General features: G+C 46.0%; 10 protein-coding genes and 1 tRNA gene. 2 read left to right on the top strand and 9 right to left on the bottom strand.

Going from position 1 to position 12,579, the window contains the following annotated elements; translation table 11 throughout:
* Both HQK80_00455 and HQK80_00450 read left to right on the top strand, forming a co-directional pair.
* On the top strand, positions 1-1,469 hold a 1,469-nt coding region (locus HQK80_00455; GenBank protein ID MBF0220694.1), incomplete at its 5' end, for a glutamine--tRNA ligase/YqeY domain fusion protein.
* A gap of 133 nt (positions 1,470-1,602) precedes the next feature.
* Positions 1,603-2,796, top strand: coding sequence for a diguanylate cyclase (locus tag HQK80_00450; GenBank protein ID MBF0220693.1), 1,194 nt, complete (start codon positions 1,603-1,605; stop codon positions 2,794-2,796).
* 279 nt (positions 2,797-3,075) lie between these two features.
* Here the strand turns inward: HQK80_00450 and fbp are convergent, their stop codons facing one another.
* The 9 genes from fbp to HQK80_00405 form a co-directional block, all read right to left on the bottom strand.
* Complete coding sequence (fbp, locus tag HQK80_00445) at positions 3,076-4,104, bottom strand: class 1 fructose-bisphosphatase (protein MBF0220692.1); 1,029 nt, start codon at positions 4,102-4,104, stop codon at positions 3,076-3,078.
* Between the two features lie 98 nt (positions 4,105-4,202).
* Positions 4,203-5,513: a M48 family metalloprotease gene (locus HQK80_00440; protein ID MBF0220691.1), complete on the bottom strand. Its 1,311-nt coding sequence runs from the start codon at positions 5,511-5,513 to the stop codon at positions 4,203-4,205.
* Between the two features lie 478 nt (positions 5,514-5,991).
* On the bottom strand, positions 5,992-6,135 hold the full coding sequence (locus tag HQK80_00435; protein ID MBF0220690.1) for a hypothetical protein: 144 nt from the start codon (positions 6,133-6,135) through the stop codon (positions 5,992-5,994).
* Positions 6,136-6,160: 25 nt separating this feature from the next.
* Positions 6,161-7,744 (bottom strand): peptide chain release factor 3, encoded by a 1,584-nt coding sequence (locus HQK80_00430; GenBank protein MBF0220689.1) that lies wholly within the window; start codon positions 7,742-7,744, stop codon positions 6,161-6,163.
* A 178-nt stretch (positions 7,745-7,922) separates the two neighbouring features.
* Positions 7,923-8,102, bottom strand: a complete 180-nt coding sequence (locus tag HQK80_00425; GenBank protein ID MBF0220688.1) for a hypothetical protein — start codon at positions 8,100-8,102, stop codon at positions 7,923-7,925.
* A gap of 377 nt (positions 8,103-8,479) precedes the next feature.
* Positions 8,480-10,357: an anaerobic carbon-monoxide dehydrogenase catalytic subunit gene (cooS, locus tag HQK80_00420; protein ID MBF0220687.1), complete on the bottom strand. Its 1,878-nt coding sequence runs from the start codon at positions 10,355-10,357 to the stop codon at positions 8,480-8,482.
* Positions 10,358-10,427: 70 nt separating this feature from the next.
* Positions 10,428-11,120, bottom strand: a complete 693-nt coding sequence (locus tag HQK80_00415) for a TVP38/TMEM64 family protein (GenBank protein MBF0220686.1) — start codon at positions 11,118-11,120, stop codon at positions 10,428-10,430.
* Between the two features lie 253 nt (positions 11,121-11,373).
* Positions 11,374-11,449, bottom strand: a tRNA-Arg gene (locus HQK80_00410).
* Between the two features lie 42 nt (positions 11,450-11,491).
* A complete protein-coding gene (locus HQK80_00405; protein ID MBF0220685.1) occupies positions 11,492-11,728 on the bottom strand; it encodes a hypothetical protein in 237 nt (78 codons plus the stop codon).
* Positions 11,729-12,579 lie beyond the last annotated feature (851 nt).

Below are 12,579 nucleotides of genomic sequence, written 5' to 3'. Positions count from 1 at the left end.
CCAAGGAGGAAGTGGAGTATGCAGAGGCCATTAAGGACGATGTGAAATGGCTGGGCTTTGACTGGGGTGATAAGCTCTTCTATGCCTCGGACTATTTTGAGCAGCTGCACGACTATGCTGTTCAGCTCATCAAAAAGGGCAAGGCCTATGTCTGTAGTCTTCCTGCTGAGCAGATTCGCGAGTACAGGGGGACTTTGACTGAGCCTGGCAAGAATAGTCCGTATCGAGATCGTACGGTTGAGGAAAATATTGATCTTTTTGCCCGCATGCGTGCCGGGGAGTTTGCTGATGGTGCCCATATTCTCCGGGCCAAGATTGATATGAGTTCTGGAAATATTAATATGCGTGATCCGGCTATTTTTCGTATTCGAAAAGTTGATCACCACAGAACGGCTGATACCTGGTGCATTTACCCAATGTATGATTTTGCCCATTGTCTCTCTGATGCTATCGAGAAAATTACACATTCGCTCTGTACATTAGAGTTTGAAGACCATCGACCCTTGTATGACTGGATTCTTGATGAGCTTGAGACCCCCTGCCATCCACAGCAGATTGAGTTTTCTCGGCTGAATCTTACCTATACGGTTATGAGTAAACGAAAATTGCTGCAACTTGTGGCCGAGAAATATGTCGAGGGCTGGAATGACCCGCGTATGCTGACCATTTCCGGGCTTCGCAGAAGGGGTTATACCCCGGCCTCTATCCGAAATTTTTGTGGGATTATTGGTATCAGCAAAAAAGACAGCCGAATTGATATGGGGGTTTTGGAAAACTGTATTCGTGAAGACTTAAATGATCACGCTCCTCGGGTTATGGGAGTTTTGGATCCAATCAAGGTTGTCATTGATAATTATCCCGATGATCTTGTTGAAGAGATGGAGTGCATGAATCATCCGCAGCAACCTGAAATGGGGACTCGGAAAGTAGCTTTCTGTAAAGAGATCTATATCGAACGAGATGATTTTATGGAAGATGCGCCCCGAAAATTCTTCCGAATGACTCCCGGCAGGGAAGTGCGATTACGTTTTGCCTATCTGGTGACCTGCACCAGCGTGGTGAAGGATGAATCTACAGGGGAAGTTATTGAGCTTCGTTGTACTTATGATCCAGAAAGCAAGGGCGGCACTGCGCCGGACGGGCGAAAGGTCAAAGCGACAATCCATTGGGTTTCAGCCAGACATGGCGTTCAAGCAAAAGTACGGCTCTATGATAGACTTTTTTCCATGGAAGATCCGGAAGCCAACAAGGAGATTGATTTTAAGGCGAACTTAAATCCTGCCTCTTTGCAGGAACTTGACAGATGTTTTCTGGAGCCAACTCTTGCTGATGTGGCGCCGGGGACCCATGTTCAGTTTGAACGCCAAGGCTATTTTTTCTCGGATCCGATTGATTCTGTGCCGGGCGCACCTGTCTTTAATCGAACGGTTGGACTTCGTGATACCTGGGAAAAAGTGAAAGGCAGGTAGGGTAGATTGCTTATAAGACCACTGCTTTTATTTTGGATTTGTATATCTAAATAGCTTTAAACACTTTTTTTTGAGGCAAACTTGTTTTGCAGGCAATTATTCGCTGTTCCCCTTTTGAAGGAGTTGGAAAGATATGAATCTAACGATCCCTGAAGTTACTGAAAAAATACTGTCATCGCTAACCGAGGACGACCTTAATAAAAAGTATCTTGTCGATCGGCTGGATGAGCTTTCAACCCCAGTGGGAAATCTTTCATTTTATACTGGTTTACTGGAGCTTTTTATTCATATGTCAGTGGATGAAGAGACTGCCAAACAGCATTGGCGGGGGATTTTTGATAATTATGAGAATATGAATGAACAGCTTGATCGTGATATTGGAATACGGGTTGCGATCATGGATTATTTCGTCAATCTCAACAAAACCCTTAAGCAACCAATTGTGGTTGAAATGCATGTTTTTAAAGAGACTGAAAAACTAGCTATGCTTGATGGGCTGACAGGGCTTTTTAACCGACGGTACTTTGATGTAAATCTCTTGAAGGAGTTACGGCGGGCATCACGTTATGATAAGGATATGAGTATATTGATGCTCGATATTGACAATTTTAAACAGCTCAACGATAAGAAGGGGCACCTTTTTGGAGATATGGTTCTCAAAAAGCTGTCTGCCCTTTTGGTTGAAACGAGCCGTGGTGAGGATATTATCTGCAGATACGGAGGCGAAGAGTTTATTGTCATCTTGCCTGAAACAAACGCCAAAGGCGCCTATATGTTTTCTGAACGGGTGCGGAATACTATGAAGAGTTCTGACTTTTTTGAAGAGTATGGGATCACCTTCAGTGCTGGCGTGATTCCATATCCTTATGGTGGGAAGACTCCTGACGAGCTTCTGGAAAGGGTTGATAAAGCTCTCTATGAAGCAAAGTTTTCTGGGAAAAACTGTACGGTTATTGCTTCTGTGGAAAAAAGGAGGCGAGAGCGCTTTGCCAAAACATGGAAAGTGTCCTATCAGAAACTTTCACGCCGTAAAGAAGTTCGGGAGATTGTAGAAACTTTTACGCAAGATGTTTCGTTAGGTGGGTTATGTATTGAAACTACAGAGAAATTCCCAGTGGAAACCAAGTTGCTGCTTGATATTGAACTGCCAACAGGTCTGCCAACAGTTCTGTCAACTGTGGCAGGCGAAGTTGTTTGGGTCCAAAAGGTTAAAGAAACGTTTAGATACGGAATTCAATTTGTCGATCTGCGTGCTGAACTATTGCACAAGATGATGCTAGTGCTCCCCTCTGATAATTTTGATCCTACTGAATTATTGCCAATTTAGTACTATGGCTCCGAACAGAACTATATATTTTCAGAAATGAAAGTGCGATACTCCTCCTGCTTTTTGAATCCTTTAATTTCCCCAATCTGTACTTTTTCTTTTAGGAATTGGACTGTGGGAGTTATCAGGATTCCCGCGTTTTCAGCAAGCCCTGGTTCATACTGAAAGTCAATCAATCTGCTCCTTGAAGATACCCGTATTGGGGGGCCGACATTAACTGGCCACCGGGAACACCACCAGCCTCAAAGCCGACAAAGACAAAGCATATGGTCAACCACCTTATCTTTTGCCGGTTAAAAACTCTTCACATAAATCGACATCATATTTACTGCCAATGATCAGCGGTACTCGCTGATGTAACGATTCCGGCTGGATATCACTGATGTTGCGGCCATCGCCGGTAATAGCCCGGCCTCCAGCCTGTTCAACCAGAAAGGCAAATGGAGCAGCCTCGTAAAGCAAGCGTAGTTTGCCGCTGGGCTTGCCGGGGGCTTTATTGTCTTTTGGGTAGAGGAAAATGCCGCCGGTGATTATATTCCTGTGAAAATCTGACACCAATGTACCGATATATCGGCTGCTTAATGGCCTGTTGTCTTTCTTGTTAACACTCTTGATATAGTCAATATAGCGGCGCATATTGTCATCCCAGTAATGATAATTCCCTTCATTGACGCTGAAATATTTGGCACGTTCCGGGGTTTTAATATCAGGGTGTGAAAGAAAAAATTCACCGACACTTGGGTCTAAAGTAAAACCGTGAACGCCTTCGCCTCCGCCGACGGTGTAAACCAGCATGGTGCTTGAGCCATAAATGATATATCCAGCCGCCACCTGCTGAGAACCTTTCTGGAGAAGATCTTCGGCGGTTCCCTGTCCACTTGCCAGAGAAGTACGGCGACGGTGGATAGAGAAAATCGTACCGATACTGACATTGACATCAATATTTGAAGAGCCGTCGAGCGGATCAAAGGCCAGTGTGTATTTCCCTTCATAGCCTTCTGTTACCGGAATAATGTCTTCCTCCTCTTCAGAGGTCATTGTGCAGAGGTAACCGCAGCGGGCCATTCGTCTGATTATGGCGGCATTCGCAAAGTCATCCATTCTCTGAACGGTTTCACCTTGAATGTTTTTCTTGCCGGAGGTGCCAAGTGTGTCAGAAAGTCCTGCCTTATTTACCTGGGCGGAAATTCTTTTTGCCGAAACAACGAGTTCTGTGAGCAGGCCCGAAAGCTCTCCGGTTGCATCAGGGTGAAGGCGCTGGCTGTCTAGTATGTGACGACTGACGGTGATTCCGAGTGTTTTTTCCATTGCTGCTATCTCCTTCTATCAAGATCTATATAATATTTTTGTGAAAAACAACTTTACCACAGGGAACACCGAGTTCACAGAGGTAACTGTTTAAAATGTTAATTGGTGACATAGCCCCACTTCGATAACTGTTGATAGGCATGTTGGGCATTGTCCCCCTGACGAACAGATTGTAAATAGGTGATGTACTGTTGGGCTGCCTGTTGCGTTTTCTGCAACCCTTCAAATGATAAACCAAGATAGAAATTGGTGTTGGGGTTGCCCGGTAGCAGTTGCAGGTTTTGTTGGAAGTTGCTGAGGGCTGCTTGATACCGTTTCATTCTGATGTTGGCAAGACCTGCGAAGAAATAACCCTGGGCCTCTTGTGGGTATGATTTGATTGCCCGTTGCCCAAAGGACAAGGCCTGGGCATCATTATTGTTGATCAGCTGCAATTTCGTCATGAGGCATAACGCAGTATAATCGTTGGGGGAAGAGGCGAGGGCCGTTTTTAGCAGTGTTTCGGCCTCGCTGATATTCTTTTTTGCTAAGGCCTTTTCGGCATCCTGCGTGGCAATGATCGCTACTTTTTTGGCCCGTAAACTGGCAGTGTTGTCCATATATCGTTCGCCAAAAAAGGGGAGATCCTGGGCGTGAGCGTAACGATTCTGCAGATTACTTTGGGCATCGCCGTAGCGTTCAGAACTCATCGGGTGGGTCGCAAACATCATTTCGAGGGCAGAAGGTTGATGCTGGGACATCCTGGTGAGCATTCCCATCAGTTCCAGGACTCCTGCCGGGTTATATCCAGCCCGAACCATATATTCCATACTGAGACTGTCTGCCTCACGTTCATTTTCCCGACTGTACGAGGCCAGCAGCGCCCCGGCACCAAGAGTGCTGACCTGGGAGGCGAGCTGGCCATAGGCCTGGCTCTGTGCTCCAGCCAGGGCTGTCAGGCCGCTGGACAGCGCCTGAACAAGTGTACTCTTCGACATCTGTTGTGCAGTATGGCGTGCGTTGATATGGCCAAGTTCATGCCCTAAAAGGGCGGCTAATTCGGCCTCATTGGTCATAGCAAGTAAAATTCCCCTGGTAACGCCAATTGTTCCTCCTGGAAAGGCATAGGCATTCACGTACACAGCATTGACGCAGTTGAATGAGTATGGCAGTTGCGGCCGATGTGTGAAGGAGGCAATGCGCCTGCCTGTTCTGTCAAGATAGGCGTTGAGGGCAGGATCCTGAACCAGCCCATAGTCAGAAGAAAACTGGTGGGGGTTGTTCTGGTGGTCGATGGCAATCTCCTGATTTTCAGAAAGAAGCATTAGCTGAGACTCTCCGGTGACTGGATTAACTGCACATCCTGCAACCATACTGGCGGCAGACAAGGCAGATGCTTTTAGAAAGTATCGACGGGTTGTTTTTTTCATAATAAAAAAACGCAGATTGAGGGGTAGGAGTTCGAACCGTTAAAATTTATCGGAAAGGACAACTTCATCTAACGGCAGTTGACCTCCCTTTGGCCAGGCATTTCATGATTTGGGTCATAATGTTTTATTGCCCGCCTTGATATGATTGCCGATATGGTCTCCATAAGCCTCTCCTGTGTATGAGGTGAAAAATAGCTGCTGTGAGGTGGTTGATGACTTAATTCATAGTATCATAATAGCAAATCTTAACATCAATTTATTTGATGTAAATAGTCTTTGAGTGGAAGCTGAATTTTTCCTGGGTGGGGGCGGTACGATACTGTTCGGGCGTGGATTTAGAATAGTAATTAAATCGGGGCTTTGTGCGGTGTATACCGTGACGAGTCTGTATGGTCACTGCGAAGGCCATTATCAAAACAAACTGGCAGGGGCAGGCGATGTCGTACGGCAAGCCAGAGTAGCAGTTGTGGGAACTATGCTACTCTTCTTCATGGCTATTGAGGTCAACTCCTTCTTCAGTAGAGTTGTTTTTAGCTAATTTGCGCAGTCTTTTCTCTTCTTTCTTCTTTTTCTTTGCTATTTCCTTCTGACGCTTTTCAAATGAATAGTTAGTTTTAGCCAAGTTAGCTCCTTGATTAGTTGTATTGTTAAATATGTTCTCTGGTTTTGGTAAACTCAATCTCCGGCCACTGTTCCATGACATAGTTTAGGTGCCACTGGCTTTGGGCGAGATAGGTGAGAAAGCCTTCGGCATCTTCGTAAAGACTCATCTGATTTCTGCTGGAAAACTCAGCTAGTTTTTTTCGATCAGTGCAATCAATCCATCTGGCATCAGCGAGTTCCACCGATTCATAAACAGCATCGACATTATACTCAGCTTTCAATCTAGCCATGGTAACTTCAAACTGAAGTTCGCCAACAGCCCCTAAAATATAATTGCTGCCAAGCTGGGGCTTGAAAACCTGAACAGCACCTTCTTCGGCAAGCTGTACAAGCCCTTTTTGAAGCTGTTTTAATTTAAGGGGGTTTTTAAGAACCACTCGTCTGAAGAGTTCAGGGGCAAAGTTCGGAATACCAGTAAACTTGAGAACTTCTTTTGAGGTAAATGTATCACCAATTTTAATCGTCCCATGATTATGTATTCCGATAATATCACCGGGATAGGCCTCTTCGATATTTGTCCGGCCCTGGGCAAGAAAGATGGTGGCGTTGGCTATGGTAACTTCTTTGCCAATGCGGTGGTGAATAACCTTCATGCCGCGTTGAAATTTTCCGGAACATATGCGCAAAAAAGCGAGACGATCCCGATGCGCCGGGTTCATATTTGCCTGAATCTTGAAGACAAAGCCTGAGAAGGACTCTTCGTAGGGTGAAACATCCCGGGTCGAGGTTTTACTGGGTCGAGGTGCCGGTGCATTCTCAACAAAGGCGTTGAGCAGTTCTTTAACGCCGAAATTGTTGACCGCACTGCCAAAAAAAACAGGGGTCTGGTTGGCTTTTAAATAATGGTCGTAATCAAAGGGGTTGGCAGCGCCTTCAAGAAGATCAATGTCACTGCGCAGCTCGTCTGCTTGATGGCCGAGGAGTTCGTCAAGGCGAGGATCTTGAAGGTCGGCAATGGTAATACCTTTTTGTGAGGCAGTTTCCTGGCTGGGTGTAAAAAGGTGCAGCTCTTTTTTGTAAAGGTTGTAGACCCCTTTAAAGGTTTTGCCCATGCCGATGGGCCATGATAATGGCGCGCATTCGACCTGGAGTTTATCTTCAATGTCTCCCAGAATCTCCAAGGGCGACATTCCATCTCTGTCCAATTTATTGATGAAGGTGATGATAGGTGTATTGCGCATGCGGCAAACTTCCATCAATCTTTCGGTTTGCGCCTCGACGCCCTTGGCGCTGTCAATGACCATCAGGGCACTATCAACTGCAGTGAGAACGCGATAGGTGTCTTCGGAGAAATCTTGGTGGCCGGGAGTGTCGAGAAGATTAATCTCATAACCGTTGTATTGAAATTTCATTACTGAAGTCGTAACCGAAATTCCTCGTTCCTGTTCAACGGCCATCCAGTCAGAGGTTGCTTTACGTGCGGCTTTTCTTGATTTTACTGCCCCGGCCATCTGGATAGCGCCGCCATAAAGTAATAGCTTTTCGGTTAACGTTGTTTTACCGGCGTCAGGATGGCTGATGATGCCAAAAGTCCTGCACAGGTCAACATGTTCTTTAATATGGCTCATTTGTAATGACTGATTTAAATTGGTAACAAAACAAAAATTGTCCGGCAGCAGTGTAACAGCAGCGAGGCGGCGGTGTGAACTTTTTGGTTGGGAAGGATGACAGCCGGAAATTAATGCAAAGAAATCGGCTGCAAAATACACGGTTACTTGGACTTATTCAAGGGCCAAGCAATATATTTTACATTAAATCAAGTTCGGTTTCATTGCTCGTGTCTTTGTTAGCGGTAAATATTTTTTGGAATAAGGTCACTATGACCCAAAGAATAATGCCCCAGAACAGGATCGGGAAGAGCCAACCGCCAAACCAATGTCCTGAGCCGAACATAGGGCCGAAATCACAAAAACCATTATTCCACATTGCAGACTCCTCAATTCAAGTTTCATTTCACAAAACAGTTCCGCCCTGTCGATGAAGCTGACAGAGCAGAACCGGGGGAGGGGCAGATTGAAAAAAATATTCTAAATGAAGTTGTCTCTCTCTCTCTATCTCTGTTTTGCCTAATTCATAGTACAAGAGCTGTGCCAAGGAGTTGTCTGTGCGTAAGTTGCTGTAGGCATGAGCTTATTTGTTTTTTTGCGGTGATGTGCCGGTTGGATGACTGCTGTTAAGTGGATAACGATTACCCAGAGATGAAGAATATTGTTCAAACCTGGCTTTCACAGCATGAAAGTTTAAGGATTTCCATTTTCGCCTGACAAGAAAACTCCCCTAAATCCGCCTGTTTATCGTCGGGATTACTCCGCAAGTCCGAGAGCCCTGCGCTTTTGTTTAATTCGTTGGTCAATAAGTTCGGCAGCCTTGAAGGGGTCCGGTTCAATGCCGAAGCAGGCACCAAGTAGATTGTCGAGACCCTCAACTGCCAGGTTGGTGACCAGTTCAGAACCGGTGATATTCGGAGGGTGGCCAAGGTGGGTGTAGATGCCTGAGGCAACGCAGTAAGTACCGATGGCAGCGGCTTTTTCTGAATACCATTCAGGGGAGGAACCGGCCAGCGGCAGGTCGGAAATATCAGTTCCAAGCTCATTGGCCAAAAGGGCGGCAAGCTGCAAAATGCGGGCATTGTCAACGCAACTGCCCATATGAAGAACCGGTGGAATGCCAAGGGCGCCGCAGATCTCCTTGAGGCCAGGCCCAGCCATCTCTATGCCCTCTGGTACCAGGAGTCCTGCCTTGCCGGTTGCGGTGGTAACGCAGCCGGTGACCAGAACCAGGATATCTTTTTTGATGAGCTCTTTCGTCAGATTTACATTGCAGTAATCCTGTTTGTACTTAGGGTTATTGCAGCCGACAATGGCCACTGCACCCCTGACTTTACCAGCCTTGATTGCCTCGATTAACGGTGTCAAAGTGCCGCCTAGCGCGGCAAGCAGGGTTTCATTGGAAAAGCCGGTGATCAGTTCCACCGGGCCTTGGGGGATTTCAACCCGATTTTTGTTGCGCAGAGGAAAACGCTCAATGGCCATGCGAACGACCTTACGGGCCTGTTCCTTGCCATTATGCATCTCAAATTTAACATGCTCGGCACCGGTGAATTTAGCCTTGTCAGCAGTGGTAACCATTTTGGTGTGATAGCAGTCTCCCACAGTAACCATACTGGGCATAATGCACTGGTAATCCACAACGATCAGCTCTACCGCGCCGGTTATTATAGCGAGTTCGGTCATCAGGTGGTTGCCGGCCATGGGAATACCTTGGCGCATCATCAGTTCGTTTCCTGTGCAGCAAAGTCCGGCCAAGTTAACGCCTGTAGCACCTTTTTCCTTGGCAAGGGCGATAAACTCAGGGTCGTTGACCGCCTCGACAATTTTCTCGGAAACTATCGGGTTATGGCCATGCACCAGAATATTGACCTGATCTTCTTTGATGACACCAAGGTTCGCCATTGATTTTCTGGGGCTTGGGGTGCCGAACAGTATATCGGAAATCTCGGTGGCGATCATTGACCCGGCCCAGCCATCAGCCAGGCAGGTTCGGGCACTGTGGAGCATAGTATTGGCAGCGTCATTGTCACATCCCATATGGGTGCGGTGCATCATTTCAGCAATTTCACGGTCAACGCCCCGAGGAGTGATGCCGAGGTTCCTCCAAATCTGTTTACGTTTTTCAGGAACTCGGCATAAAAAAGAGAGTTCTTCTCTGAGGCTGCCGTAATTAGAGTAAAACTCATCGCATAAATCCTTAGCAACCTCAAGCAAAGGACGATTTTCGGTAGCAATTCCCAATTCATTGGCAATCCGCAGCAGTTTAGCCTCATCTTTGATAGTGTAATCGTTTGTCAAGCCGTGGGCCACAGCATGAAGAGCCTCAATGCAGTCGCGGCCATGGTCGGAATGGCCTGCTGAGCCCCCGGCCACGAAGCGGCCGAAATTTCGAGCAACAATTACATCGGCATTAGCACCGCAAACACCCAGCGGGGCCTTCTTGCTTAGGCGGCATGGGCCCATAGTACAGTTTCGGCAGGAGAGGCCGCTTTCACAGAAAGTACAGTGCGGAGATTGCTGTTCAAGGCGATCCCAGGCGGTTTCAACGCCATCTCTTTCGGCCTTGTGCAACATCTGTTTGGCATCACTCCAGATCGATTTTTCTTCAATTGATTGTTTTTCTTTTGCCATGTGCTTCTCCTCCGGTATGAGTTAGTGATTTTCTGCCTGATGTACGATTTATCAATAACCGTCAAGACCATTATGGCCGTCCGGCGTATCTTTTATGGACATATTTAATCGCATAAGAAAGTGCCAAAAATGTCAGTAACACAACGAGCCATATCCACCAGGGTAAGGCACTGAAATTGTTCCCCATGGTCACCATAACAATCGTCATTGGCAGAATACCAATCCCTGTGGTCCAGGTAAAAGTCCACCAGGATATTTTTGTCAATCCTGCGCCATAATTAATCAGATTAAAGGAGATGAGAGGAATAAGTCGACCAATCAGCAGAGATACTGCGCCCTGATTGGAAACCAAGGTGTCAAGTTTTTCGAGTTGGGATGGCTTTATTCTTTTGGCCACAAATGGGCGGCCATATAATCTGGTCAGACCAAAACTTGCGTATGCTGCAAGCATGGACCCAATCCAGGTGATAATCACACCCCATAGCGGGCCGAAAATCATGCCGTTGGCAATGGTTAGTAGCTCTGATGGGAAAGGGACAAAAGAATGCATGATCATGAGCCCGATTGAGCCCACTGGTCCCCAGCCGCCCAGGGAACGAATGAAAGTGACAATCGTTGATTTGTTGATTTTAAGTGACGGCAGGACTACTTCAAGCAAGGGGCAGATGTCTATAAGGGAAGTACAAAGTATGATGCCGCCTATTATTAGGGTCAGAACAACATAAATTGGCCAGTAATTTTTTTTGGTATTGACATCCGGCATGATATGCCACCCCGGGCAGGCAGATGCAGAAGGCTTAAGCGTTTTCGTCTAAAGGAGCATTTGAAAATTAAGCTCAAGCAGAAAGATGCCTACCTTGGCCCAAAAATAAGATTGGATTATTGCTAATCATAAAAATGTGATTCCATGAAGGGTATCACAAAAAAGGCTGAAGGTGAATAAAAGAAGTGGGCCGGCTTAAATCAGTGAACTGATTAACGGGGGAAAAGCAAAGGCTATATGTGCGCTGATTTTGTGGTGCCCTCGGCGCGAATCGAACGCGCGACTCCAGGATTAGGAATCCTGTGCTCTATCCCCTGAGCTACGAGGGCAAATATAATTAAATCAAATAGTTACTGTGCTTCTGGTGCGTCTCATTTTGGGGAAATTTGGAGAATTGTGCCCAAACTGTGCCCGTGGAGTTTTTGAAAGTACTGATTTTGCTTTTGTGCAGCGAGTTTGAGATCCTGATCATTAACAATGTTGTATCGGTCAAAAACCATTCGTGTCTTGTGTCCAGAAATCAACATTGCTACTCTTTCCGGAATGCCAGAGCGAACCATATTCCGGACTGCTGTTCTTCGAAAATCGTGGAAAACTTTTACACCAATTTCTGCCTTTCCGCAAGCGCTCTTCCATTTATTGTAAACAGGTTGAAGGCTAAAGAAATGTGTGAGTCATTCTAAGAGAGATGGTTATCAAAGCTTGCTCCAAAGCCTTATTGGTTATCTTCTGTGTGTCGGTTGTTTTTGCATGTTCCAGGAAAGAAGCGCATGTAATTACACCATCATTTTATTACTGGATTACTACCATACCCAATAAAATTATGAGTAAGATATTTGTGTTTAGGTGATCAATAGTCGGAGATTTTTGCACATTATCTTTTTGAAACTGATAGATTTTTTCACGAAGCGTGAAGTAAGGATGAAAATCATCCTCCAAATTAGAGAAAGAGTAGGGGAGGAATGGGTAATACCCAAACAAGATGGTTGACGGCTTTTTTGACGGCTTTTTGATCCCATAAACGACTTTAAACGCCCTTCAAAGCCCCTAAAAGCAGGTGGGATACGCTCTCTTGAGACCTCTCACGCCGGTAACATCAATTAAAACCAACGCTATAAGCCTAGCATCCCAAGCCTATCAGAAAGAAAATCACAAGGACATGGAAATGCATCAGTGATGCTGTCCTTTTGAAGGATACCGTTATCGCTATGGTAATTGCTTTTTGCTGGAGCAGATTGTGGAACTGGCTTGAGGCACTGGTGGACTTGGATGCTACTGCTGATCCTACATGATGAGATAATTTACTATACATGTAAAAGACCGTCCAGACTGATACTTCCGGCAGAAATCAAGGTAAAAGCGCAACCATTTTTCGTAAAACGCGTGCAAGCGATTTGGAACCTCCTTATTTTGTAAACATACTGTAAATTGCGACTGTAACGATGAAGGGATTGAGAGC

The sequence above is a fragment of the Desulfobulbaceae bacterium genome, from assembly GCA_015231515.1.
In the GTDB taxonomy this organism is placed as follows: Bacteria; Desulfobacterota; Desulfobulbia; order Desulfobulbales; family VMSU01; genus JADGBM01.
This window is presented reverse-complemented; position numbering and strand designations above follow the sequence as displayed.